This window comes from Streptomyces sp. NBC_01267 (assembly GCF_036241575.1).
In the GTDB taxonomy this organism is placed as follows: Bacteria; Actinomycetota; Actinomycetes; order Streptomycetales; family Streptomycetaceae; genus Streptomyces.
In genome coordinates, this window is sequence record NZ_CP108455.1 from 2,673,874 (window position 1) to 2,698,677 (window position 24,804).

The following is a 24,804-nucleotide window of genomic DNA, read 5'->3' on the forward strand; positions in this document are numbered from 1 at the left end:
AAACGGTCACAACCTGTAGGGGGAACCGTGGCGCTGAAGCCCGAGCCGACTGCGCCGTTCCATTCGGTGCAGTACGCACTCCGCGTGCTGGAGACCGTCTCCAGATACGGAGGCGGCGTGACCGACACCGAGATCGCGCGTGAAACCGGTCTCCCCACCTTCCATCTGTCCGCGCTGCTGCTGATGCTGCGCCGCGAGGGATACGTCGAGCAGATCAGTGACGGCGCCTACGTCATCGGCGACTCGCTCGTCCTGCTCGGCTCCGGTGCCACCCGCAAGTCGGCCCTGGAGGCCAAGCTCCAGGACACCCTGGCCCGGCTGCGGGACTCGGTCGGCGCCGCGGTCTACATCAGCCGGTACATCGACGGCGAGATGAAGATCACCCAGATCGCCGACGGCCCGCTGACACCGGCGGTCCAGGAGTGGGTGGACTTCCGTTCCTCGGCCCACGCGAGCGCGGCGGGCAAGTGTCTGCTGACCCAGCTCGACCAGAACGGCAGACGCGACCACATCTCCCGCCACAAGATCGCCCGGCTCACGTCGAAGACGATCACGAACGAGCGGGTGCTCTTCTCCAAGCTGGACTCCCAGCCGGCGACGGTCCCGGTGCTCGACATCCAGGAGTACGCGGTGGGCACGGTCTGCGCGGCGGTGCCGCTGACGGCGGGCGCCGCGGTCGGCTGTCTGGCGCTCTCGCTCCCGATCGAACATGCCCATCGGCTGCGTGCCGCGGCGGACTCACTGAACCGGCAGGCGGCGCCGGTGGTGCTCTCGCTGGCGATCTGATGCTGCGCGCCCTGTGCCGGGCGGTCTCCGCCCGGTGACCTCGGCCGGTAGCCGGGCGGTCTCCGTCCGGTGATCTCGGCCTGGTTTGGAGCACCCCTCCGGACCAGCTACTATTTCTGAGTCGGCAAGCGCCGCTAGCTCAGTTGGTTAGAGCAGCTGACTCTTAATCAGCGGGTCCGGGGTTCGAGTCCCTGGCGGCGCACAGACGGAAGAAGCCCCTCGCGGAAGCGGGGGGCTTCTTCGTGTCCGCGGCACACTCAGGCCGGCCCGCCGGGCTCCACTCCCCGCGTTGCGTACTCCGCCAGCAGCTTCGCCACGTCGTCCCCGGTGAGCGCCCGGTACTCCCCGTCCGCCCGCTGCCACACCGGATCCGCGCAGCGGAAACCCTCCCTGCGCAGCCCCACCCGGTGCACCTTGTTCGTCGCCGTCACCGGCATCGCCGGTACGACCCGGACGAACCGCGGCGCCATCTTCGTCCCCAGGTCCGGCTGTTCGCCGAGGAAACGGGCGAAGGCCGCCGGGTCGAAGGTGACGCCCGCACGCAGGGCGAGTGCCGCCATGACCTGGTCGCCCGCGACCGGATCGGGTACCGCGTAGACGGCGACGGCCGCCGCGTCCTGCCACCGCGCGAGGATGTTCTCGATCATCGCGGCGGCCAGGTTCTCGCTGTCGACGCGCAGCCGGTCGTCCGTGCGGCCCGCGAAGTAGAGGAAGCCCTCGGCGTCGCGGAAGAAGAGGTCACCGGTCCAGTACCAGCCGCCGCGCCTGCGGTCCGCTTCCGCCGTCTCGTTGCGCCAGTAGCCCTCGAAGGGGTTCGGGCCGCGGTTGACCAGCTCTCCTATCGCGGCGGTCCCGTTGGTGAGCCGGCCGCCCCGATCGAAGGCCGCCCGGGGTTTCTCCTCGTACGTCTCGGGGTCGACCACCGCCAGATCGTCGCCGGGCGCCGCCCTGCCGATCGCTCCCGGCGGGGTGTCGGCGGTCCGCTGGACGGCCGCGCCGCCCTCCGACGACCCGTACCCCTCCACCAGCCGCACGCCGAACCGCTCGGCGAAGCGCGCGGCGTCCACCGCCCCCGCCTCCGTGCCGAAACCGGTCCGCAGCCGGTGCGCGCGGTCGTCGGGGTGCTCGGGGGTGGCCAGCAGGTACTGCACGGCGCGGCCGACATAGGTGAAGTACGTGGCGCCGTACGCCCGTACGTCGTCCAGGAAGCCGGACGCGGAGAACCGGGGGCGCAGGGCGACGGACGCACGGCCCGCCAGCGCGGGTGCCCAGTTGGCGATCACCGCGTTGCCGTGGAACATCGGCATGCAGATGTAGTGCACGTCGTCCTCGGTGATCCCGAAATGGGAGACCAGCGAGGTACCGGCGGCGGCGAGCCGGCCCTGGGTGCAGATCGCGGCCTTGGGCGCGCCGGTGGAACCGGACGTGAAGTAGAGGAGCATCCGGCTGGACCGTGAGACGGGGGCCACGGTCGCCTCGCCGGGGACGGCGTCGGCGTACGGGGCGAGCAGCTCCCGGTAGGCGTCCGTGTCGGTGACCAGGATCCGTACGCCCGGCAGCGCCAGGCCGTCGAGCAGCGGCAGCAGCTCCCGGGAGGTGACCAGTACCCGGCAGTCGGTGTGCACGATGTCGCGGGCCAGTTCGGCGCCGCGCCGGGTCGGGTTGATCCCGGCCACGGCGGCCCCCGCGAGGGCCGCCGCGCTCAACCACAGGGGGAACTCGGGGGTGTTGTGGAGCAGCACCCCCACGTGCGGCTCTGCTCCGGAGGGGAGCAGGTCCACGAGGAGCGCGGCCCGCGCGGCGGCTCCCGAGGCGACCTGGTGATGGCTCAGGACGAGGTCATGGGCTCTCAACCCGGGCCGGTGGTCGCCCCATTGCTGCCGCACGAGCTCCGCGAAGGTACCTGCGCTCCTCATGGCGCCGCAGATTAACTGACCAGCCGTCAGAACTGAACGCCCCGGGACGGCCCGGTCAGCGGCGGCCGGTCAGAAGTTGACGTCCGAGCACGCGTAGAACGCGTTGCCCGTGTCCGCGATGTTCCACACGGCCAGAATCACGTGGTGCCCGGTCTTCTGGGTGGGGATCGTGCCCTGCTGCTCGACGGTGCCGGGCGGCTGCCGGTTGCCGTACGGGACCGTCATGAAGGGCTGCGGGTCGAGGTCCGCCCTGGTCAGCGGCTTCGAGTCGTCCCAGCCGTTCTTGGTGATGAAGTACTCGAAGTCGGTCGTGGCGTGCCTGGCTGTGAACTGCCAGCGGAAGGTGTACCCCTGACCGCCCGTCAGCTGCGTGGTGGGCCACGCGTTCCCGTTCGGGGCCTTCGCGCCGTCCAGCTCACCGAAGGTGTCGTGCTGGCCGGAACAGATCTTGCCGTCGGCGGGCCCGGCACCGGGGAAGCCCTTGGGGCCCTCGACGCTCTGCGGTTCGTACTGGATGGCACCGCAGTTGGTGACCGTGCCGTTGGCGCAGAGCTTCTGCCGGCTGATGGGCTGGTCGGTGTATCCGTGGCTGCTGGCGCTGCCGGTGGCGAGCAGGGAGACACCCGCGACCGCAAGGCCGACCACGGCCGCACCTAGTTTCTTGCGCATGCTGCACTCCTGTAAGACGTGGGGGAGTTCGATGTGCCGAGCTGCGGTCTAGACCAAGGCCCAGAGTATGGATGACAGTTCGCCGTGTCCATATCAATCACAGGTCTGCACCAATTCGGGTGCTCACATCGGACCCCCTTCACGTCGGACAGCACCTTCACGTCGGACAGCACCTTCACGTCGGACGGCACCTTCACGCCAGGAAGCACCTTCGCGTCAGGAGGCGCCGCCGCGCCCCGCGTAGAAGGCGACCGTCAGATCCTTGACGAGTGCGTTGCGCTCGTACGCGTCCAGATCGACGAGCCCGCGGGTGGTCAGCCGCGTCACCGTGTCGTCCACGGCGTCGACCACCGCGGTCAGTACGCCGTCGCGGTGCCGTGCGTCGATCGCCTCGATCCGGCGCAGCCGCATCGCACCGGCCACCTCGGGCGCGTAGTCGATCCTGGTCGGCCGGGCCGAGAACACCTCGATGCCGACCGCCGCCGTCTCCGCCCTCAGCACCCCGGTCAGCGCGTCACCGACCGCCTCCGCATCACGCAGCGTCGGCGCGTCCTGGTGGAACGCGTCGGCGGGCAGCTGCGAGAGCACCTGTACCGTCGCCGCCTCCACCAGCTCGCACAGATACGCCTCGTGATCCTGGACGGCGTACGTGGCCCGCGCCGTGTCCTCGACCTGCCACACCACGAGCACGACGGCCCGCAGCGCGGTGCCGTCCGCGTCCACCACCGGCATCGGCTCGCTGCGCCAGTGCCGCAGCCGTACGTCGACCGGCCGCCGCAGCAGCAGCGGGCTGGTCCACATCAGCCCGGTCCGCCGCACGCTCCCCCGGTAGGCACCGAAGAGCGAGAGCACCTGGGCCTGCCCGACCCGTCCGCGCCCGAGCCCGCCGAGGGCCAGCAGCACCAGCGCCGCGAGCAGGAACAGGACCGCGCCCGTGGCGGGGCCCATTCCCTCGTACGGAACCGGGTCCCCCGGCAGCAGGGCGGTCAACGGCTCGGGGACCGCTCCGGACCGCCACAGCAGCACCACGATCAGGGCGAGCGCGACGGCCCCGCCGAGCAGCGCGACCGAGCCCGGCAGCGCGGGCCCGTCCCGCTCCGAGAGATGAGGGTCGACGGGCGGCGCGGGCCTGGCCGGGGCCTCGCCGCGTACCTCCGTACGGGGCGCCCACGGCTTCCCGGCCGCCCGGCTCGCCGTCGCACCCTGCGCCGCACGCCTGGGCACGCCGGTCGCCGGCACGTCCCCCGGTTCCCTCTCGCCTCCCTCGTCTCCCGCACCTCTCCCGTCCTGCTCGTACCTCTCGCCCCTCTCGGGGAGGTCGTCGTCGCGGAACAGCAGATGGACCGGGATCTCGATCGTCGACTCGTTCATGATGACGGCCGTCCTGCGCATCGACAGCTGCTCCGCCCCAGCCGCCGACTCCTGAGTCATCTGCGCCTGGTTCAGCGGCACTTGATCCTCCGCCGGGTCCGCCGGGGAGCCGGTCGCCGCCCCGGGCACCGCTGTGGTCTCGGTCATCCGAACAGTCGCCTCCATGTCTCGGGGCCGGGGTATCCGTCGGCCGTACTGCCGGTCCATCCCTGGGCCCGCTGGAACGCTTCGACGTTGCGCCGGTCGGCCTCGGTCCACTGCGGCCCGGGCCCCGAGGTGTAGTACGTGCCGAAGCCCTTCTTCACCAGCTGCTCTCCGAGCTGCTGCACCTGCGCGTTGCTCTGCCCCGGCCTGAAGTACCGCGCTCCCGGATAGCCGGTGCCGGTCGCGCCGGTCGCGCCGGACGTGGTGGTCGCACCCGACGTGGTGGTCGCGCCCGACGGAACGGCCGGAACGGCCGAAGGGCTGCCGCCGGTCGGTGCGCCCGGGATGTTCCTGCCGCCGCCCTTCACCAGCAGGTTCCAGGTGGCGGGCCCCGGCACCCCGTCCGCCTCGGCGCCGCTCCAGCCCTGCGCACGCTGGAAGGCCCGGGTCGCCTGCCGGTCGGCCTCGCCCCAGCTCGGGTCGGGCCCCGTCCGGTAGAACCGGCTCCCGCCGTGTGCGACGAGCATCCGGCCGAGCCGGGTGACGTGCGCGCTCTTCGCCCCCTCGCCGAAGGACTTCGCACCGGGATAGCCGGTGGCAGCGGAGGCCGGGCCACCGGCACCGGCCGTCAGCCCCTTGTAGCGGTAGGGGACGAAGTGGCTGGAGTTGGTCCAGTACGCGTACGGGGTGGGCTGGGCGCGTGCGTGCGGCGGGGTCTCCTCGTACGCCAGGTACGAGGTGTGCGCGCTGTTCGTCCAGCCGCCGAAGATGGTGACGTGCGAGCCCTTGGTGGGATTCGCCGGGTTGTGGAAGAGCAGGATGTCACCGGGCTGCAGCTCACTGGGGTCTATCCGCACCCCGTACTCCGCGATGCTTCCCGTCCACTCGCTGCCGTCCAGCCCCCAGGCCATCGATACATAGCCCGAGCAGTCCTGCCGGTACCCGTCCGACCAGTTCTTGTTCATGTCGTACGGGACTGCCGACGACACCCACTTCTCCGCGCGGTCGATGATCGCCGCCCTGGTGGTGGCGGGCAGCTTCAGCGCCCTGGCCGGTGCGGTGGGTACCCCTTGGGGCCCGCCTCCCGGATCCTCGGCCGCCGCTGTCGCCGCCCCTGTGCCGAGTACCACTCCGGCGGCGGTGGCGAGGACGAGTGCCCGGCGCACACCGTGTGCCGCGGGGTGTCCGCCGTCCCTGCGGGACAGGGTGCGGAGGGCCGGGCGGCGCCGGGCGGCGCATCCCGTACATCCGCAGTCGCTCGCAGGTTCGTACTCCTCGAAGACCGGAACCGTCATACGTGTCCCCTCCGCGTTCAGGAAGATCTGCTGCCGCATCTGCACAGTCGTCACCTTCTCAACTGTCCGGGCACATCGCATTTTGACGGTTGAAATGGGGAGAAAACGAACATATGACCCGTCGTGAGGTTCTGAGCACCTCTCCGGGTCCGGTAAAGTTCTCCAGGTCAGCAGGCGCCGCTAGCTCAGTTGGTTAGAGCAGCTGACTCTTAATCAGCGGGTCCGGGGTTCGAGTCCCTGGCGGCGCACGCGATATCCGAAGCCCCGCACCTCACGGTGCGGGGCTTCGGTCGTACGAGGGGCCGGTCCGAGGCTGCTCCCCTGAACGCGACCTGCCGCAACACCGCCCGGACGTACGGCAGTTGACGCCACACGTGCATCTTCCGGGCCTACGGCTTCCTCCCCCTCACGGTTCGCCTCACGGTTCGCGTCCGGTCGTTCAGCCATTCGGCACCGACGGCACGCACCACGCCGGTGAGCACACGGACGGACACCATGCGTGACCACTCCCCGGGGCAGCCACCCGCACATGTGGAGAGGCGCCCGGCAGTCTGCCGGGCGCCTCTCCACATGTGCGATGTCCAGCCCTCGGCTCACCCCTTGGGCACGCCCGTGAGGTAGGCGGAGACGACCACATTCGCGGTGTACGCCTGCGCCGTACGGTCGAACGAGCCGCCGCAGGTGATCAGCCTCAGCTCGGCGCGGCCGTGCTCGCGCGGCCCGTACGCCTTCTTCGCGTCGAAGTGGCTGCGCTGGAAGACCTGGACGTCGTCGACGGTGTACTCGGTGATCGAGCCGTCGGTGGCCGTCACGCGGACCTTCTCCCCCGGGCGGACCGCGCTCAGGCTGTAGAAGACGGCCTTCCGGGTGTCGGTGTCGACGTGGCCGACCAGCAGTGCGGCACCGACGGCACCCGGGCGGGTACCGCCGTCGAACCAGCCGACGGTGTTCGGGGTGGCGAACGACGGCGGATCGACGGCCCCGTGACCGTCGAGCCCCCGGGGGACGATCGGGGCGGCGATGCCCACCGAGGGAATCTCCACCCGCCGCGGCTCCGCGCCCTTGAGGGGATCGTGGGCGGGGGGCAGCCGGACACCCAGCGGGCGGCCGACCGCGGCGACGTCACCGGTCTTCGGCCCCGAGCTGAGCTCCGGTCCGTTGGTGATCTGACGGCCCCAGAGCCAGAGCCCGAGCAGCAGCACGGCCCAGGCCACACCGGTCAGGAACCGGCCCGCCCCCGGCGAAGAGCTCCCGGACGCCATGATCAGGCGTTGTTGCGCCGACGGCGGACGCTACGGCCGGCCACCGCTACGGCGGCGATCCCGGCGAGCACCAGGCCGACGAGGGTGTGCCGCGTTCCGGGGGCGTCCTCCTGGGCGGCGACCGTGGCGGTCGCACCGCCACCCGCGTGCACGGGCGCGGTGGGCGTGGTGATGGGCATGGGCCGGTGGCCGTCCTGGTTCTGCCGTACGACGGTGATCCGGCCGGTGACGACGCTGCCCCTGCACTTGACCTGGACGGTGTAGTCCCTGGACTCGGCGTCGGCGCGGATCCTCGCCTCGGCGTACATGGCGCCTTTGTCGGCGGCGGGTGCGAATTCGGCCCGTGAGTCGAAGGCGTCCGAGGTGCCGAAGGGCTTACCGCTGCCGCACCGCACTCTGAGGTCCACCTCCTCGCCGGGAGCGATGACGGAAGGGCTGACCGTGACCGTTCCTGAGGACCCCTCGCCCGGTGCGGCGATGGCGGTCGCGGGCAGCAGGGCAGCCGCAGCCGCCGTGGCGGCACAGAGAGTGATGGATATCAAACGCATGGTGAACCTCCTGTTCGAAGGTTCACGTCTCCGGGCCCGCTCCGCATCCCGGGCGATCCGTACGGGCGTGCGACCGGGGCTTCGGCCGGTGGCCCGTACGGCTGCGCGCGCGGCGTTCCGTACGGGCCGGTGACCGGGTCAGATCCGGTCGACCAGGTCGGCAATCGAGTTAACGACGGTGGTCGGCCGGTACGGGTAGCGGTCGATGTCGCCCTTCGCGGTCAGGCCGGTGAGCACCAGGAAGGTCTCCATCCCGGCCTCCAGTCCCGCGAGTACGTCCGTGTCCATCCGGTCACCGATCATGGCGGAGGTCTCGGAGTGGGCGCCGATGGCGTTGAGTCCGGTCCGCATCATCAGCGGGTTCGGCTTGCCGACGAAGTACGGGTCCTTGCCGGTGGCCTTGGTGATGAGCGCGGCGACGGACCCGGTGGCGGGCAGCGCGCCCTCGGGCGACGGGCCGGTGTTGTCGGGGTTGGTGGCGATGAACCGCGCCCCGTTGTTGATCAGGCGGATCGCCTTCGTCAACGCCTCGAACGAGTAGGTCCGGGTCTCGCCCAGGATCACGAAGTCGGGGTCGGAGTCCGTGAGGACGTAACCGGCTTCGTGCAGCGCCGTGGTCAGCCCGGCCTCACCGATGACGTAGGCGGTACCGCCGGGGTGCTGGTTGTCCAGGAACTTGGCGGTCGCCAGGGCGGAGGTCCAGATGTTCTCGACGGGGACTTCGAGACCGATGCGCTTCAGCCGGACGTGCAGGTCCCGGGCCGTGTAGATCGAGTTGTTGGTCAGCACCAGGAAGGGGCGGCCGGCCTCCCGAAGACGCTCGATGAAGGCGTCGGCTCCCGGAACGGGGACGCCCTCGTGCATCAGCACGCCGTCCATGTCGGTGAGCCACGATTCGATGGGCTTGCGCTCTGTCATGAGTTCGGACTCCTGGCGACTGGCGACTCGGCGGGGCGATCACCCGGTGCCGCCGACGGGGCGGAGGCTCCGGGATCACCATCTTATTCATTCCTTCACACCGGCTCCGTCGCCAGAGTGGGGAAGGAGACCGCTCCTTGATACGGCGCGGCAGCTGCCCGCCTGCGCGGAGGGGCACGCGGCGGGCAGCCACCGGACCATCGGCGATCCCGGGCCGTGCGGTCGCCGTGCGGTCTCGGACTAGGTGGTGATCTTGACCCCGTCGACGGTCCAGAACCAGTTGTTGCCGCCCGTGTAGCGGAACCGCACCTGCGCGGTGGAGACGCCGCGCGGCACCTGGAGCGTGAGGGTCTCGGTGCGGGACGAGGTGTCGGTGGTGTACGTCTTCACGCTCACCGGGGTCCCGCCGCCGTAGCTGACCAGCACCTCGCCCTGCTGCGGGGCCTCCTGGCGGTAGTACGTCGTGTACGTGAGGGTCGCCGTGCGCCCGCCCGTGACCCGGAAGGCCGGGCTGATCAGGGTCGAGTCGAAGGTGCCCGTGAAGGTCTTGTCGGACCACTCGTCCCCGTCGGCGACCGCGAAGACGCCCCGGGCCCGCACGTTGGACTCGCGCTGCTGGTCGCGCTCGGCGGCGGTCCAGAACTCGTCGGTGGTGAAGGACCAGCCGCGCCATTCGGTGACGCCGCCGGTGCCCATCGCGCTGTTGTCGATGGACCAGCCGGGCGGCGGGGTGTGGGTGAAGCCGATGACACCGGCGCCGATGCCGGTCTCGTCGACCGGGCCCTGGAGTTGGGGGCGCAGCGCGTCGAAGGCGTCGTCGCCGGGCTGCTGGAGGGGGCGGCCGTCGAGGTTCCAGGCCGGGTCGACGGCGATGCCGAGGTGGGCGAGCGCGGAGGCCGCGACGTCCGGCATCCTGATGTCGTAGCGGACCGAACCGGCGCTGATCCCGGGCCCGTCGGCGATCAGGAAGGTCTGCCGTTCCTGCCAGCTGGAGCCGCCGTGGCCGCCGGGGTCGGTGTGGCCGTGGTCGGCGGTGACCATGATCAGCCAGTCCTCGGAGCCGTAGCTCTTACGGGACTTGACCGCTGCGACGAACTGTCCGACGGAGTCGTCCACGGCGTGGATCGCGTCGAGGTACTGCTGGCTGGCGGCGCCGTGCTCGTGGCCCGCCTCGTCCACGCCGTCGAGCTGGACGAAGAGCGCGTCGGAGTCACCGGTGGCGAGCTGGGTGACGAGGCGGGAGGTGGTCCCGGTGTCGTACTCGGCGCTGGGGGTGTTGACCCGGGTGTCCACCTTCGAGGAGAAGACGGTGGTGGTGATCGGGTTCCAGGAGGCGATGGCGTACGTGTTCAGCGTGGGCTTCACCGTCTCGATCCGGGTCATGAAGTCCGGGTACTGGGCGAAGTTCTGGCCGGTGAAGTTGTTGTCCATCACGTGGTGCTTGTCCGGCCAGACACCCGTGATGATCGTCGACCAGCCGGGGCCGGAGAGCGTGGGGGCGAACGGGTTGGCGTACAGCGGGCTGGCGGCGGTGAGACCGGCGGCCATCAGGGCGCCGAGGTGCGGTGCGTCGGCGACCTTGATCTTGCTGAGCAGGGTGCCGTCCAGGCCTATGACCAGGACCTTCGGTGTCCGGGCTCTCGCCTGCGCGACCGTGGCGAGGGGACCCGCGGCGACGGCGATGGCGGCGGCGCCGACGAGGAGGGAGCGGCGTGACAGCTGCGAGGACACGTAAACCTCCGGTGAGGGACGGGGCAGCTCAACGCCCCTGCCGCAGCAGGGGCGTTGAGCGAGGGACTAGACCCGTTATCTTTTCGCAACAGATCGCTGATCGCCAGGCTTGTGCGGTGAAGTTCTTCCGAACGCCCAGTTGCGGTTCTCACCGGCGCCCGGTCGGGGCTCTTCCCCCGGCGCCCGGTCGGCGCTCTTCCCCTGCGCTCAGCTGTCGGTCTCCCCCGGAGTTCAGCTGTGCGTGGCCGACTTCCAGTCGCTGACGTACGACGTCAGGTTCTTGGAGACGTCGTCCCAGTCCGGCGCGAAGACCTCGACGCCCTTCATCAGAGCGCTGAGCGCGGTCGCGTTGGCGTCGGTCGCCTTGACGTCCTGACGGGCGGAGAAGCCGCCGCCGATCTCGCTGACCTGCTTCTGGGCCTGCTCGGCGAGCATGAAGTCGAGCAGCTTCTTGCCGTTGGCGGAGTGCGGGGCCTTGCTGACCAGACCGGCCGCGTACGGCAGGGCGAAGGTGGTGGGCTTGCCGCCGGCCTTCGCGGGGAACCAGATGCCGAGGTTCGGCATGGTCTTGGACTGGGCGTAGTTCATCTGGACATCGCCGTTGGCGGCCAGGATCTCGCCCTTGTCGACCTTCGGCGCGAGCTTGCCGGTGGAGGCGGACGGGCCGACGTTGTTGGCCTGGAGCTTGCCCAGGTAGGCCATCGCCGCTTCCTTGGAGCCGAAGTCGTGCATGGCCTTGATGACGACGGCGGTGCCGTCGCCCGCGACGCCCGGAGTGGAGTACTGGAGCTTGTTCTTGTACTTCCCGTCGAGCAGTTCGTCCCAGGTGGCGGGGGCCGTCTTCAACTCCTTCTTGTTGTAGACGAAGCCGAAGAAGTTGTTGACGACCGAGGTCCAGGTGCCGTCGGCGGCCTTGTCGGCGCCGGAGACCTGGTCGGAGCCCTTGGGCGCGTACTTCTGCAGCAGCCCCTTGGAGTCGGCCTGCTGGATGAACGGCGGGAGCGTGACGAGCACGTCGGCCTGGGTGTTGGACTTCTCGCGGGCCGCGCGCTGCACGACCTCGCCCGAGCCGCCCTCGACGTACTTGACCTTGATGCCGGTCTGCTTCTCGAAGTCCTTGAAGACCTGGTCGTACCAGCCGTCGTTGTTCTCGCCCTTGAGGCCGTCGGCGCTGTAGACGGTGACGACCTTGGCGTCGGACGCGGCGGAGGAACCACCGCAGGCGGACAGGGAGCCGGCGAGCACCAGGGCTCCGGCGACGGCGGCGATCGGCTTGATGTGGCTGCGCATAACGTGTCGTTTCTCCTGAAAGTCTGGTGAGGTCAGCCCGGGTCAGCGGTAGGAAGCCCGGGTGCGGATGCGGGAGACGGCGAACAGGACCAGCAGGGTCGCCGCCATGAGGACCACGGCGACCGCCGCGCCCGTGAAGAGCGAGCCGCGGTCGGTGGCCGCGAAGATCTGCACGGGGAGCGGTGTCCAGTCGGGCGGGTAGAGCATCATCGTGGCGCTCAACTCCCCCATGGACAGGGCGAAGCAGAGCCCGGCCGCCGCTGTCAGGGACGGCAGCAGCAGGGGCAGCCTGACCCGCCACAGGACGTACGCGGGACGGGCGCCCAGTGATGCCGCCGCCTGCTCGTACACCGGGTCGAGACGCAGGATGGCAGCCGAAACCGACTGGTGGGCGAACGCCGTGACAAGAATGGTGTGCGCCAGGATCACGATCGTGGACGTGCCGTTGAGCAGCACCGGCGGTTTGCTGAACGCCACGAGCACGGCGAGGCCGACGACCACCGAGGGCACGGCGACCGGCAGCATGAACAGCGCGTCCATGAACCGCCGTCCGCGCTTCTTCAGTGCGGCCCCGGCGAGCGCCGCCCAGGTCCCCACGGTCAGGGCGAGCAGGCTGGCGCTGACCGCGGTGATCAGGCTGGTGGTGAGCGCCTGGAGGGAGTCGCCGCTGGTGGCCGCCGCGTAGTGGTGCAGGGTCGGGCCCGAGGGGAAGGCGCCGGACCAGTTGGTGGCGAACGAGGCCAGCAGGATCACCAGCAGCGGCAGCGCGAACAGCGGCAGGAAGAGCGCGGCGAAGAGGACCCAGGTGGCCCACTTCCCGGTACGGCTATGCACCAGCACGGCGGGCCACCATCCGGTAGAGGGAGTAGAGGCCGACGGAGATCGCCACATTGACGACGGCGACCACACAGGCGGCCGGGTAGTCGGATTCGAGGATCGCCTTGCCGTACACGAGCATCGGCAGGGTCGTGACGCCCTTGGCGCCCGTGAAGAGCACGATGCCGAATTCGTTGAGGCACATCACCAGGACGAGGCTGCCGCCGGCGGCGAGCGCGGGAAGCGCCTCGGGCAGGATGACCCGCCGGACGATCCGGCCCGGTCCGGCGCCCAGCGACGAGGCGACCTCCAGTTGCGCGGTGTCGAGCTGCGAGAAGGCGGCGAGCAGCGGGCGCATCACGAACGGGGTGAAGTAGGTGATCTCCGCGAGGAGGACACCCCAGGGCGTGGTGAGGAACTGGAAGGGGCCGCTGCCCCCGCCGGTGATGTCCGTCCAGACGCCGTTGGCCATGCCGACCGAGCCGTAGACGAAGAGCAGCGCGAGGGTGATCAGGAAGGACGGGAAGGAGAGGAAGACGTCGATGAACCGGGCGACGGCCTTCCCGCCGGGGAAGGGCACGAAGGCGATCACCACGGCGAGCACGAAGCCGAGGACGAGACAGCCGACGGTCGCCCCGACGGCCAGCCAGACGGTGGTGGTCAGTGCCTCGCGGAACGCGTCGGAGGCGAAGACCTGGGTGTACGGGGTGAAGGAGGTGCCGCCCGTGTCCGGGGTGACGGACTGCTGGACGACGAGGGCGAGCGGGTAGAGGAAGACCAGCGCGAGGACGGCGACGGGTGGCAGCGCCCAGATCCAGCGCGGGACCGAACGGGACCTGCCCGGGGCGGTGTCGGTGGGGTCGGTGGGGTCGCCGGTGTCGGTGTCGGCGGCCGGGACCGCGGTCGCGCTAGCCATCCGAGACCCCGGCCATCGCGTCGGCCGTACTGCTCGGTGCTTCCGCCGCCCCGGTCGCGCGGCTCGGTGCCCCTGCCGTCACGTCGGCCGACAGGAGTACCGCGTCGTCCGCGGCGAAGTGCAGGGTCACCTCGTCGCCCAGCGCCGGGGTCTCCCGCAGTTCGCGTACGTCCGCCTTGAGGTCGTGGCCGCCCACGTCGACCAGCAGCCGGTGGGTGGAGCCGCGCCACTGGACCTCGGTGATCCTGCCGCGCAGGGCGTTGGGGCCCTCGCCGAGTCCGACCAGGTGGGGGCGGACACACAGGGTGGCGGTGGCTCCGTCGGCCGCGCCGTCCGTGTCGCTCACCGCGAGTTCCGTACCGGCGAAGGAGACTCCCCCGGCGCGGACGGTGACCGGCAGCAGGTTCGCGTTGCCGACGAACGAGGCGGTGAATTCGGTGCGCGGGCGGCGGTAGAGCTCCTGCGGGGTGCCGCAGTCCTGGAGGCGGGCCCGGTCCATCACGGCGATGCGGTCCGCGAGGGTGAGCGCCTCGACCTGGTCGTGGGTGACGTACAGGATCGAGACGTCGGGCAACTCCCGGTGCAGCCGGGCCAGTTCGGCGAGCATCCCGGACCTGAGCTGGGCGTCGAGTGCGGAGAGCGGCTCGTCGAGCAGCAGCACGCCGGGCCGGATGGCCAGGGCCCGTGCGATGGCGACGCGCTGCTGCTGGCCGCCGGAGAGTTCGCGCGGGTAGCGCTTGGCGTACGCGGCCATGCCGGTCATGGCGAGGGCTTCCCCGACCCGGGCCGGGATCTCGCCCTTGGCGACCTTCTGGGCCTTGAGCCCGAAGGCGACGTTGTCCTCGACCCGCATGTGCGGGAAGAGCGCGTACTGCTGGACGACCATGCCGATGCCGCGCCGGTGCGGGGGCAGCGCGGTGACGTCGCGGCCCCCGATGAACACCCGCCCGGCGGCCGGCTGGACGAATCCGGCGACGGCGCGCAGAGCGGTGGTCTTGCCGGAGCCCGACGGGCCGAGCAGGGCCATGACCTCGCCCGGCTCGACCGTCAGGTCCAGGGAGTCGAGGACGGTGTTCCCGCCGTACGCGACCGAGACCCCGTCGAAGCGGATACCGCTGGTCATATCTCCACCCGGGCCAGCAGGTCCGGCAGTTCGGCCACCGAACCGAGGACGTGCGTGGCGCCGTTGCTCTCCAGCTGCCCCCGGTCGTGGGCGCCGGTCAGGACACCGGCGACGACGCGGGCCCCGGACCGTACGCCGCTGAGCATGTCGTACGAGGTGTCGCCCGCGACCGCGACCTGGTCGACCCCGTCGACGGCGCCGGTCCGCAGGAACGCGGCGAGCACCATGTCCGGGTACGGGCGCCCGCGCCCGCCCGCGTCGGCCGGGCAGAGCGTCAGGTCGGCGAGGTCCTGCCAGCCGAGTGCGGCGAGGATCGCGTCCTGGGTGACCCGGGCGAACCCGGTGCTCAGGACCACGGTCCGGCCCTCGGACCTGAGGCGCTCGACGGCCTCGCGGGCGCCGGGGACCGGGGCGATGTGCCCGGCGGTGACCAGCTCCCCGTACGCCGCCTCGAAGGCGGTGTTGGCCTGCTGGGCCTTCGCCTCGTCCCCGAAGAGGTGCCGGAAGACGGAGATCTTGGACTCGCCCATGGTGGCGCGCACGTAGTCGAGCATCGAGTCCGGCTCGGCGCCCATGCGCTGCGCCGCCGCGGCGAACGCCCGCTCGACGAGACCGCCGTCGGCGACGGTGGTGCCCGCCATGTCGAGCACTACCAGATTGATCGGGTTGTTCACGGTCAACTCACTCACCAGCCCAGGTCGTTCGCGGTCTTCTCGGCTATCGCCGGGGAACAGGTCATGCCACGCCCGCCGGGCCCGGTCACCAGCCAGACGCCGTCGCGCACCTGCTCGCGGTGGACGACTCGGGTGGTGTCGGTGCACTGCGCGTACACCCCGGCCCAGCGGTGACGGATCTTCGGCAGCGGGCGCCCGAGGAAGGACTCGGCGACCCGGGCCACGTGCTCGTACGGCTCCTCGCGGACGTCGAAGGCGAAGGGGTGCTCGTACTCGTGGGTGTCGCCGATGGTCAGCCCGCCGTCCTTGCGCTGCACCATGAGCAGCTGCATCTTGTGCGCGGCGGCGACCGGGTCCTGGGCCTGCGAGGCGTTGAGGGCGTCGAGGGCCTCGGAGGCGTACGCCGGGTAGTAGCGGAAGGAGTCCGCGTCGGCGACGGAGGTGGTGAGCCGCTCGCCGAGGGGTTCGGTCTGCATCATCTGCAGGCGCACCCGGCGCACCGGCAGGTCGGGGGCGAGTTCGCGCACCAGCCCGCCGAGCCAGGCGCCCGTGCAGAGCACCACGACGTCGCCGGTGTGCAGGTCGCCGTGGTCGTCGCGCACGGCGTTGCCGCCGACGACCTCGCGCACCTCGCGCCCGCCGAGGAAGGTGTACCTGCCGGACGCCAGCAGGGCCTTCTTCAGCTCCAGCTGGGCGACGCGCGGCTCCACGGCCGCGTCCCGCTCGCACCAGAGCGCGGCTTCGAACTCACCGCGCAGCGCCGGGTTGATCTCCTGGGCCTCGGCCCGGTCGAGCAGCCGGTAGCCACGGGCCGCGGCGTCCGTACGCCGCAGAGCGGCCTCGGCGACGGCCTGTTCGAGGGCGTTGCGGACGGGGGTGAGGGACCCGGTGGCGCGGAAGCCGATACCGGGCACCCGCTCCCCGATCTCCTCCCACAGCACCCGGGCCCGCAGAGCGGTCTCCAGCTCCTCACCGCCGGCCCGGCCACTGACCCACACCTGCCCGAAGTTACGGAGCGACGCGCCCCGGGCCTCGGTCTCGCGCTCGATCTGTACGACCTCGTGGCCGCGTTCCACTGCGTGCCAGGCGTGCATGGTTCCCACCACGCCGGCTCCTACGACTATGACTCTCACGACGGCAACGTTGCTCGGGGGGAATGACCCGCCGCCGTCCTGAAGGCGACCAGCCGGTGAACAGCCCTCCAAGACTGGACTAGACCCGTTATCTCGCCGTTACGTGATCCATCCGGCGCGAGGCGCCGTCAGTGGGATTCGAGCCGCGCCGTGAAGCTGAACCGGTCCCCGCGGTACAGCGTCCGTACACGTTCCAGCGGTCGCCCCTCGGTGTCCCGCGACACGCGGTGGATCAGCAGCATCGGCAGCGCGGGCGGTGTCCCGATGAGCAGCGCCTCGCGCGGGGTCGCGAGGACCGTCTCGATCCGTTCGTCGGCGTTGCCGAAGGCGATGCCGAGCCGGTCGCGGAGGTAGCCGTAGAAGGAGGAGTCGGGCTCGAACTCACTGTCCAGGGACGGGACTCGGGCCACCGAGACATAGGTGCTCTCCAGGCCCATCCGCTCGTCGTCGGCGAGCAGCACCCGCTCCAGGTGCCAGACCGGGTCACCCTGTTCGATCCCGGTCTCGGCGGCCAGCGCCGGGGGGCAGGGGAAGCGGTCGAGGGAGATGAGATGACGTCCCGGGGTGCGGCCCTGCCGGCGTACGCCCTCGGTGTAGCTCGCGAGTGACAGCGGCTGTTCGAGCTTGGGGCCCGCGACGACGGTCCCCCGCCCCTGCCTGCGCAGCCGCCCCTCCAGCAGCAGCTCGCGCAGCGCCTGCCGTACGGTCTCGCGGGCGACCTCGTACCGTACGGCGAGATCGCGTTCGGTGGGCAGTGCCCCACCTTCGCCCAACTCGTCTATGAGCAGCGCGACTTGGGCCTTGACCGCGTAGTACTTGGGGATGCGGCCGTGCTCCGGGATGCCGGAGCGGATCGGTGCGCCAGGTGTCTGGCCGAGCGGGTAGTCCACGGGGGGATGGTCGCAGACGAGGGTGAACAGCGGATGCGCGAACCGTCGGAGCGGGTGCGCGCCGGGTACGGGTCCTGGGGTCTATCGCCTGCGCTGAATGCGCGGGCGGCGGGATCCCACGACCAGGGCCGCGCCCACCAGCACGCAGGTGATGGCGGCGGTGGCGATGCCGCGCAGCTGGTGGCGGCCGGTCGCAGCGAGCCGGCCGGGGGACTCGGGAGCACTGGGCCAGGGGACGACGGTACGGCCGCCGGTACCTTCACCGGGGTCGGTACTTACGCGGCCCCGCGCGTCCCCGACGTGGGCCCCGCCGGGGACACGCTCGCCGGGGACGTCCACCCGGTCCGGGGTGGCGGCGGAGGCGGCGGGGCTGTCGGGCGCGGCGGGGGTGGCGGCGTCCGGGGTGCTCGCGCGCGGCGGGGTATCGCCGGTGACTCGCGGCGGGGTATCGCCGGTGACTCGCCGCGGGGTGTCGCCGGTGACTCGGGACAGGATGTCGGCGATGGCGAACCGGTAGTCGCCGGACTCGCCGACCCAGTCGCCGTCGTTGCCGTGGCGCTGGATGACGGCAGCGTTGGCGGTGACGTCGTCCAGCGCGGTGCTCCCGGTGAACCCGAGACGCACCTTCACGGAGAAGGTGCGGCCCGCGGGGATGGTGAAGCCGGGGAAGCCGTCGTCGAAGGGGCCCATGTGTTCGTCCTGATCGGTCGTGGTGAAGGACACCGGGCGCCAGCGGTGGGCCACCGGGTCGTGGAAGTCCAGCTTGATCTGACTGTCCTTCAGCATCCGTCCGTGGTCGACGAGGTCGATGACCGGGTGGATGCTGCGGCAGGTCCGGTCGGAGTTGTTGGTCAGCTCGATCGACCAGGTCTCGCGGGCACCGCCCGGCACGTACGTGGTCGGACCGCCGTGGATCCCGGTGTCGATCGGGAAGACGGAGCTGTCCGGTTCGGCGCAGGTGGCCCGCGCGTCCTGCCCGGCCTTCGCGTCCTGTCCTGCCTTCGCGCCCTGCCCGGCCGACGCATCCTGTCCGGCTTTCACGTCCCGTCCGGCCGACGCACCCTGCCCGGCCGGTGGCGCGGCGGCGATCAGGGCGGGGGTGAGGGCGGCCGTGGCCGCTCCGGTGGCGAGGGCGCTGCGCAGTCGCATGGGAGGCCTTTGCTGATCACGTAGGTCCGGGCACCGCACACCGAACCCCACCGCGGCGGGCGGCCCCGGCCCGCCACGACCGCGTACCGCCGAATGCCCTGCCGTTTCCCGCCCGATCAGCCCATTTTCATCCGATCCCATCACGGCATCCGGTCGCATCCCACCACGGCATCCGGTCGCTATTCGGGACCCGCATTGCTTAAGTAGGCCCCATGACTGCAGCACCGCACCGCGTAGCGCTCGTCGGCTACGGCCTCGCCGGATCCGTCTTCCACGCCCCGCTGATCGCCGCCACCGAAGGCCTAGTCCTCGACACGGTCGTCACGTCGAACGAGGAGCGGCGGGAACAGGCGCGCGCCGAGTTCCCCGACGTCCGTTTCGTGGACGCTCCGGAGGACCTGTGGGCCCGCGCGGACGAACTGGACCTGATCGTGATCGCGTCCCCGAACAAGACGCACGTCCCGATCGCGACCGCCGCTCTGGAGGCCGGTCTGCCGGTCGTCGTGGACAAGCCGATCGCCGGAACGGCCGCCGAGGCCCGGGAGCTCGCCGCGCTCGCCGACGCCCGCGGGCTGCTGCTCTCCGTCTTCCAGAACCGCCGTTGGGACAACGACTTCCTGACTCTGCGCAAGCTGATCGACGACGGCGAACTGGGCACCGTACAGCGCTTCGAGTCACGCTACGAGCGCTGGCGCCCGCAGCTCAAGGGCGGCTGGCGCGAGTCGGGCGACCCGTCGGAGATCGGCGGTCTGCTGTACGACCTGGGCAGCCATGTGGTCGACCAGGCGCTGACGCTCTTCGGCCCGGCGGTACGGGTGTACGCGGAGGCGGACGTACGCCGTCCCGGGGCCCGCGCCGACGACGACACCTTCGTCGCGCTCACCCATGCCAACGGCGTGCGTTCCCATCTCCATGTCTCGGCCACCACCGCCCAGCTCGGCCCGCGTTTCCGGGTGCTCGGCTCCTCGGCCGGATATGTGAAGTACGGGCTCGATCCGCAGGAGGCGGCGCTCCGCGAGGGCAAGCGGCCCGGCACCGCCGCGCGCTGGGGCGAGGAGCCCGAGTCGCAGTGGGGGCGCCTCGGTTCGGGTGAGTCCCCGCTGACCGGCGGCGGTGTCCCCGTACCGACGCTGACGGGCGACTACCCCGCGTACTACGCCGCCGTCGCCGCGGCCCTGCGGGACGGCGGCAGGCCGCCGGTCACGGCGGGCGAGGCGGCGGCGGCGCTGGACGTGCTCGAAGCCGCGCGCCGTTCCGCGCGCGAGGGGATCGTGGTGGAGCTCTGAGCGCCGCGGATGCGCGTGCCGCAGCCCACGGGGCCGCCCGGCACGCGCGTCCGGAACGGGACGGCCCTACGCGTCCTTGAGAACCTGCCGCTGGCGCCCCAGCCCCTCGATCTCCAGCTCCACGACGTCCCCGGCCCGCAGGTACGGCTTGGGGTCGGGCTGTCCCATCGCCACCCCGGCGGGCGTCCCGGTGTTGATGACATCGCCCGGGTAGAGCGTCATGAACTGGCTCAGGTAGCGGACCACTTCGCCGACCGGGAAGATCTGGTCGGCCGTGGTGCCGTCCTGCTTCAGCTCACCGTTCACCCACAGCTTCAGCGGGAGCGCCTGCGGGTCGGGCACCTCGTCGGCGGTCACCAGCCAGGGGCCGAGGGGGTTGAACGTCTCGCAGTTCTTGCCCTTGTCCCACTGGCCGCCGCGCTCGATCTGGAAGGCCCGCTCGGAGACGTCGTGCGCGACCGCGTACCCGGCGACATGGCCGAGCGCCTCCTCGGCCGAGCCGAGGTAGCGCGCGGTGCGCCCGATGACGACGGCCAGCTCGACCTCCCAGTCGGTCTTCTCGCTCGCCCGCGGGACGAGCACGGTGTCGTCGGGGCCCACCACCGTGTCCGGCGCCTTCATGAACACGATCGGTTCGGCCGGGATGGCGGCGCCCGTCTCCGTGGCGTGGTCGTGGTAGTTCAGCCCGATACAGACGATCTTGCCGATACGGGCCAGCGGCGGACCGGTACGCAGCCCCTCCGCCCCCTCCATCGCGGGCAGCACGCCGGCCGCGGCGGCGGCCCGTATCCGGACGAGCGCGGCATCGTCGGCGAGCAGCTTCCCGTCGATGTCGTCGACCAGCGCGGAGAGGTCACGGAGGGTGCCGTCCTGGTCGAGCAGTGCGGGGCGCTCGGCCCCGGCCGTTCCGACACGCAGCAGCTTCATGGTCGGTCTCCCTACGTTTTCGACTGGCCCGGCCGATGGGGTGCGGCCACCGGGGGGACTGGCTGATCCTCCAATTTCGGGGTCCACTCCGCAAGACCCCGTTCACAACCTGGACTTCCGCGGCTACATCGGGCTGGCCAGCGCCGCGCCGCCGGGCACCGTGCCGCGGTAGAGGAAGGCCCGCTCGACGGCGGTCCAGGTGGTGCTGGTCACGACGTACAGCGCGGCGGCGAGCGGGACGACGCCCACGGTGAAGAGCGTCATGAAGGACATCAGCGGCATGAGCTTCGTCATCGTGCCCATCGCGCCCGCGCCGGGCCCCTCCACGGCGGGGGTGGGGGCGGCGGCCATCATCCGCTTCGTCCGTCCGTAGTTGAACGTGGCCACGACGGCGACGATCACGAAGAGCACCAGATACACGACCCCCTGCTCGCCCAGCATCCCGCCGTGCCCGAACGCGTCCTTGAACCGGCCGCCGAGCGGGCTGCCGAACAGGGTGTGGCCGAGCAGCGCGTTGTCCTTGCCGCCGATCTGCGGGTTGGAGAACAGGTGGTACATCAGGAAGAACGCGGGCATCTGCAGCAGGCTGGGCAGGCAGCCGCCGAGCGGGGAGATGTTCTCCTCCGCGTGCAGTTCCATGATCGCCTTCTGCATCTTCTGCGGGTCCTTGGCGTGCTTCTTCCGCAGCTCGGCGATGCGCGGGGCGAGTACGGTGCGGGCCTTCTGGCCACGGGCCGCCGCCCGGGACAGCGGGTGGATGGCGAGCCGTACGCAGGCGGTGAAGAGGATGATCGCGGCGGCGGTCGCGGAGTCGTGGAAGAGCGGCTGGAGCAGGTCGGCGAGGTGCGTGACCAGGCTGGCGAACACGGCGAAGATCGATGACAAGGGGAACCCTCCGAGGGGTCTCGTCGCAGGCCGGACAGGTGTGATGTCGGCGTGACGGACCACGGAGGAGGGGGGTCGTGCGAGTGGAGCGAGTCCTACGCGGCCGTCGCGACGAGGCGGCCGGGCGCTCGGGGCCTGGGCCGCCCGGAGGCGTCGGGATCGCGTTGCGGCAGGAAGGCCGTACGCCGCTCGCGGTCGCGGATCGCGGTCCGGATCCGGGTGCGCGGCACCGCGGGCACATTGCGCGAGGAGACCAGCGCGCAGGCGGCCAGCGCGGAGCCGACCGCGGCGGTGGCGGCGAGTGCGACGGCGGAGGAGAGGGTGCCGCCCTCGGCGAGAAGCACTTCCGCGAGGAGGAAGAGCAGCACCGCGAGGGCCGGGCGGGACAGCCGGACGAGGCGTCGGCCGGGCATGGCTTCCCCTCCTCCGGGCTCGTCTGCTGAATTTCGTACCTTCAGCCGTTATACACGACCGGTTCTACCCGACCGCCTCCGCACCGGGGCATTCGTCGTCGATCGGATCGTGGGCGAGCACCTCCGCGTCCGCCCGTGGGTCCCGGTCCGGCCGCCCCGCGTACGTCACGGCGAGCGCGACCACGAGATTCGCCGCCAGCGCGACGATCCCCGCGTTCACGCCCCACACCGGGTCGTGGTCGCTGAAGACGAACGCGCAGACCACGGCCACCCCGACCACCAGCCCGCTGCCCGCGCCGAGCAGCGTCAGCCGCCGCCAGACCAGCCCGAGCAGCAGCATCGGCAGGAGCTGCGCCATCCCCTCGTACGAGATGAGCGAGAGCCGTACGAGGGTGTTGGGCGCGGTGTACGTCAGCAGCAGCGCCAGCGCGCCCGCGACGACCACCACCACCTGGGACGCGCCCTTCTGCCGCTCGCGCCAGCGCGGGACGAGCGACAGCACGCTCCGCCCCCACATGGTCCCGATGACCAGCATGAAGATGGCCATCGGGACGATCGAGGAGAGCGCGGCGGCGACCCCGATGATGCCCACGGCCCAGGCGGGCAGCGAGTCCGTCACCAGCTTGAAGAGCGCGAGGTTGGACTCGGCGCCGGTCAGGTGCGGCACGACGAACAGCGCGGCCAGGCCGAGGAACATCGGCACGAAGAGCAGCAGGTTGTAGGCGGGCAGCCAGACGGCGTTCTTCCGCAGGACCTCGGCGTTGCGCGCCCCGAGGTACCCGGCGACGGTGGTCGGGAAGATCACGACGGTGAGCGAGTTGAGCAGCGAGGTGGTCACGTACCAGGCCTGGCCGAGGCCGCTGTCGCCGTGGCCGGGGAAGGTCAGCCAGTCGCTCTTCTCGGTGACCAGCCGGTCGAGGAAGGGCCCGTACCCGTCGAAGTAGTGCAGCGGGACGTAGCAGGCGAGGAAGGCGAGCGTCCCGATGACGAGGGCGTCCTTGAGCACGGAGACCCAGGCGCTGCCCTTGAGCCCGCTGACCACGACGAAGCCGGTGGTGACGGCGAAGGCCACGAAGTAGGCCCAGTTCAGGCTGATCGCTCCGTACGAGATCGTCGAGACGACGACGCCCATGCCGGTGATCTGGAGCTGGATGTACGGCAGCAGGAAGACGGTGGCGAGGACGGCCACCACGGCGCCGAGCCAGGGTCTGCCGTACCGGTGGGCGATCATGTCGGTGATCCCGACGAGGCCGTGCTTGCGTGCGTACGCCCAGAGCATCGGCCCGACGACGTAGCCGAGGGCGTAGCCGCAGGACATGTACGCGACGACGTAGAGGACCGGGGCGCCGTAGTTGTAGCCCCAGCCCGCGGCGCCGAGGTAGCTGAAGCTGGTGTAGCCCTCCCCCGCCATCAGCACCCAGATGAAGACGGAGCCCAGGCTCCGCCCGCCGACGGACCACTCGGCGAGCCCGCCGCCCCGGCCGCCGCGGACGGCGACGAGCCCGAGGGCGACGGTGGCGACCATGAACACGGCGAAGATCGAGGTGGCGACGGTGGCGTTCACCGGCGGGCCCCCCGCCGGTCGGCGCGGTGGGTGAGCCAGACCGCGAAGGGGGTCACCACGGTCGCCCCGACCAGCCAGACGACGAGGAAGGGCAGCCCGAGGAAGACGGGATGCACACGGTTGACGAACGGCAGCGCCCCGAGGAACAGGACGAAGGGCGTGAGGAGCCACAGCAATTGAGGACGGCGTCTGAGCACGGCAGGAACTTTAGTGCCGCGACCGGCACTGGTTCCGACGGTCATCGGGGCCGCACCGAGCGCAGCGTCGCCCAGATCGCGAGCCGGTAGCGGGAGGTGTACTCCGGGGTGCAGGTCGTCAGCGTCAGGTAATGACCCGGATTGCTGTACCCGTACTGCGGCCGGACCGTACTGCGCGGCACCGGGGCGATCACCCCGCTGTCGCGGGCGGAGGTCTGCGGGAGCCCCTTGTCGACGACGTACGTGTAGAGCGCGTCCTTCGTCTCGACGGTGACGGTGTCCCCGTGGTGCAGCCGGTTGATGTACCGGAAGGGCTCGCCGTGGGTGTTGCGGTGCCCGGCGAGCGCGAAGTTCCCGGCCTGGCCCGGTCCCGCGGTGTCGACGTAGTGGCCGACGTACCCCTTGTTGAGGACGTTCGCCTTGCTGACGCCCTGGGCGATCGGGGCGGTGATGCCGATGCGCGGGATGCGGATGACGGCGTACGCCTTGTCCCAGGCGGGGGCGGAGGTGCGGGCGGCCTGCCGGGTGGTGGAGCCGCCGGTGCCGGGCCGGGAGGAACCGGCGCCGTCCCGGGTACCGCCCGTACCGGTGGCGGTACCCGATGAGGGCGCGGGCGCCGGCGGCGCACCGCCTCCGTGGTCCCACTGCCGTTCCAGGGCCTGCACCTGGTGGGCCGCGTCCTGCCGGGCCTCCCGGTTGGTCCACCACAGCTGGTGCACGACGAACAGCAGCACCACCAGTCCCAGGCTCACGGTCACCTCGGCCGAGGTCCACAGCCCGCGCGCGACCGCGACGCGGCGCCGGGACGCCCGCTGCTGCACCACTACCCGCATCGGCTCTCGCACGGGGCGCACGATAAGCGCTGGATCCGCAACTCTCCAGAGTCCCGCACGGCAGTACG

Annotated in this window: 23 protein-coding genes, 2 tRNA genes and 1 pseudogene; 4 read left to right on the top strand and 22 right to left on the bottom strand. The window is 71.2% G+C overall.

All coding sequences use genetic code 11. The features are described from left to right. The first annotated feature begins 27 nt into the window (after nucleotides 1-27). Together OG709_RS12160 and OG709_RS12165 are read left to right on the top strand one after the other, a co-directional pair. Nucleotides 28-786: an IclR family transcriptional regulator gene (locus OG709_RS12160; protein ID WP_250298606.1), complete on the top strand. Its 759-nt coding sequence runs from the start codon at nucleotides 28-30 to the stop codon at nucleotides 784-786. Nucleotides 787-914: 128 nt separating this feature from the next. Next, a tRNA-Lys gene (locus OG709_RS12165) sits at nucleotides 915-988 on the top strand. A gap of 55 nt (nucleotides 989-1,043) precedes the next feature. Here the strand turns inward: OG709_RS12165 and OG709_RS12170 are convergent. From OG709_RS12170 to OG709_RS12185, 4 genes and pseudogenes are all read right to left on the bottom strand, one after another. Continuing rightward, a complete protein-coding gene (locus tag OG709_RS12170) occupies nucleotides 1,044-2,702 on the bottom strand; it encodes an AMP-binding protein (RefSeq protein ID WP_329166008.1) in 1,659 nt (552 codons plus the stop codon). A 69-nt stretch (nucleotides 2,703-2,771) separates the two neighbouring features. After that, on the bottom strand, nucleotides 2,772-3,371 hold the full coding sequence (locus OG709_RS12175) for a lytic polysaccharide monooxygenase auxiliary activity family 9 protein (RefSeq protein ID WP_250298608.1): 600 nt from the start codon (nucleotides 3,369-3,371) through the stop codon (nucleotides 2,772-2,774). A gap of 216 nt (nucleotides 3,372-3,587) precedes the next feature. Then, a pseudogene (locus OG709_RS12180) lies at nucleotides 3,588-4,766 on the bottom strand (SPFH domain-containing protein); the annotation flags it as partial. Nucleotides 4,767-4,885: 119 nt separating this feature from the next. After that, on the bottom strand, nucleotides 4,886-6,181 hold the full coding sequence (locus OG709_RS12185; protein ID WP_329169104.1) for a peptidoglycan-binding protein: 1,296 nt from the start codon (nucleotides 6,179-6,181) through the stop codon (nucleotides 4,886-4,888). A 174-nt stretch (nucleotides 6,182-6,355) separates the two neighbouring features. Between OG709_RS12185 and OG709_RS12190 the strand changes: the two genes are divergently transcribed. Further along, nucleotides 6,356-6,429: transfer RNA gene (locus OG709_RS12190), tRNA-Lys, on the top strand. Nucleotides 6,430-6,774: 345 nt separating this feature from the next. On the opposite strand, the gene OG709_RS12195 is transcribed toward OG709_RS12190, so the two are convergent. The 12 genes from OG709_RS12195 to OG709_RS12250 all read right to left on the bottom strand — a co-directional run bounded on the left by OG709_RS12195 (nucleotide 6,775) and on the right by OG709_RS12250 (nucleotide 18,631). Beyond that, complete coding sequence (locus OG709_RS12195; protein WP_250298609.1) at nucleotides 6,775-7,443, bottom strand: class F sortase; 669 nt, start codon at nucleotides 7,441-7,443, stop codon at nucleotides 6,775-6,777. A 2-nt stretch (nucleotides 7,444-7,445) separates the two neighbouring features. Continuing rightward, nucleotides 7,446-7,991: a hypothetical protein gene (locus tag OG709_RS12200; RefSeq protein ID WP_266643039.1), complete on the bottom strand. Its 546-nt coding sequence runs from the start codon at nucleotides 7,989-7,991 to the stop codon at nucleotides 7,446-7,448. 138 nt (nucleotides 7,992-8,129) lie between these two features. Continuing rightward, complete coding sequence (locus OG709_RS12205; RefSeq protein WP_250298611.1) at nucleotides 8,130-8,909, bottom strand: HAD-IIA family hydrolase; 780 nt, start codon at nucleotides 8,907-8,909, stop codon at nucleotides 8,130-8,132. 240 nt (nucleotides 8,910-9,149) lie between these two features. Then, nucleotides 9,150-10,640, bottom strand: a complete 1,491-nt coding sequence (locus OG709_RS12210; RefSeq protein WP_329166015.1) for an alkaline phosphatase family protein — start codon at nucleotides 10,638-10,640, stop codon at nucleotides 9,150-9,152. 231 nt (nucleotides 10,641-10,871) lie between these two features. Further along, a complete protein-coding gene (locus OG709_RS12215) occupies nucleotides 10,872-11,930 on the bottom strand; it encodes a 2-aminoethylphosphonate ABC transporter substrate-binding protein (protein WP_329166017.1) in 1,059 nt (352 codons plus the stop codon). A gap of 42 nt (nucleotides 11,931-11,972) precedes the next feature. After that, complete coding sequence (locus OG709_RS12220; protein ID WP_250298614.1) at nucleotides 11,973-12,770, bottom strand: ABC transporter permease; 798 nt, start codon at nucleotides 12,768-12,770, stop codon at nucleotides 11,973-11,975. Beyond that, a complete protein-coding gene (locus OG709_RS12225; protein WP_329166019.1) occupies nucleotides 12,757-13,662 on the bottom strand; it encodes a 2-aminoethylphosphonate ABC transporter permease subunit in 906 nt (301 codons plus the stop codon). The genes OG709_RS12220 and OG709_RS12225 overlap by 14 nt, the downstream gene beginning before the upstream one ends. Next, nucleotides 13,655-14,785 carry an ABC transporter ATP-binding protein gene (locus OG709_RS12230; RefSeq protein ID WP_329166020.1) on the bottom strand — a complete coding sequence of 377 codons (1,131 nt, stop codon included), beginning with the start codon at nucleotides 14,783-14,785 and terminating at the stop codon, nucleotides 13,655-13,657. Before OG709_RS12230 ends, OG709_RS12225 begins: the two co-directional genes overlap by 8 nt. Beyond that, complete coding sequence (locus OG709_RS12235; protein ID WP_266643030.1) at nucleotides 14,782-15,474, bottom strand: phosphonatase-like hydrolase; 693 nt, start codon at nucleotides 15,472-15,474, stop codon at nucleotides 14,782-14,784. The genes OG709_RS12230 and OG709_RS12235 overlap by 4 nt, the downstream gene beginning before the upstream one ends. Further along, nucleotides 15,471-16,592, bottom strand: coding sequence for a TIGR03364 family FAD-dependent oxidoreductase (locus tag OG709_RS12240; RefSeq protein WP_250298617.1), 1,122 nt, complete (start codon nucleotides 16,590-16,592; stop codon nucleotides 15,471-15,473). The genes OG709_RS12235 and OG709_RS12240 overlap by 4 nt, the downstream gene beginning before the upstream one ends. A gap of 128 nt (nucleotides 16,593-16,720) precedes the next feature. Further along, nucleotides 16,721-17,482, bottom strand: coding sequence for a GntR family transcriptional regulator (locus OG709_RS12245; protein WP_250298618.1), 762 nt, complete (start codon nucleotides 17,480-17,482; stop codon nucleotides 16,721-16,723). 81 nt (nucleotides 17,483-17,563) lie between these two features. Next, nucleotides 17,564-18,631, bottom strand: coding sequence for a hypothetical protein (locus OG709_RS12250; protein WP_326694833.1), 1,068 nt, complete (start codon nucleotides 18,629-18,631; stop codon nucleotides 17,564-17,566). 212 nt (nucleotides 18,632-18,843) lie between these two features. Here OG709_RS12250 and OG709_RS12255 point away from each other — a divergent pair, with 212 nt between their 5' ends. Continuing rightward, on the top strand, nucleotides 18,844-19,917 hold the full coding sequence (locus OG709_RS12255) for a Gfo/Idh/MocA family oxidoreductase (protein WP_329166024.1): 1,074 nt from the start codon (nucleotides 18,844-18,846) through the stop codon (nucleotides 19,915-19,917). Nucleotides 19,918-19,983: 66 nt separating this feature from the next. Here OG709_RS12255 and OG709_RS12260 read toward each other — a convergent pair whose 3' ends face one another. From OG709_RS12260 to OG709_RS12285, 6 genes are all read right to left on the bottom strand, one after another. Further along, nucleotides 19,984-20,844: a fumarylacetoacetate hydrolase family protein gene (locus OG709_RS12260; protein ID WP_329166026.1), complete on the bottom strand. Its 861-nt coding sequence runs from the start codon at nucleotides 20,842-20,844 to the stop codon at nucleotides 19,984-19,986. A 123-nt stretch (nucleotides 20,845-20,967) separates the two neighbouring features. Continuing rightward, a complete protein-coding gene (locus OG709_RS12265; RefSeq protein WP_250298622.1) occupies nucleotides 20,968-21,729 on the bottom strand; it encodes a YidC/Oxa1 family membrane protein insertase in 762 nt (253 codons plus the stop codon). A gap of 95 nt (nucleotides 21,730-21,824) precedes the next feature. Continuing rightward, on the bottom strand, nucleotides 21,825-22,142 hold the full coding sequence (locus OG709_RS12270) for a DUF6412 domain-containing protein (protein ID WP_250298623.1): 318 nt from the start codon (nucleotides 22,140-22,142) through the stop codon (nucleotides 21,825-21,827). Nucleotides 22,143-22,206: 64 nt separating this feature from the next. Then, nucleotides 22,207-23,706, bottom strand: a complete 1,500-nt coding sequence (locus OG709_RS12275; protein WP_329166029.1) for a sodium:solute symporter family protein — start codon at nucleotides 23,704-23,706, stop codon at nucleotides 22,207-22,209. Further along, complete coding sequence (locus tag OG709_RS12280) at nucleotides 23,703-23,903, bottom strand: DUF3311 domain-containing protein (RefSeq protein WP_250298625.1); 201 nt, start codon at nucleotides 23,901-23,903, stop codon at nucleotides 23,703-23,705. The genes OG709_RS12275 and OG709_RS12280 overlap by 4 nt, the downstream gene beginning before the upstream one ends. A 41-nt stretch (nucleotides 23,904-23,944) precedes the next feature. Beyond that, nucleotides 23,945-24,736: a class E sortase gene (locus OG709_RS12285; RefSeq protein ID WP_326695628.1), complete on the bottom strand. Its 792-nt coding sequence runs from the start codon at nucleotides 24,734-24,736 to the stop codon at nucleotides 23,945-23,947. Nucleotides 24,737-24,804 lie beyond the last annotated feature (68 nt).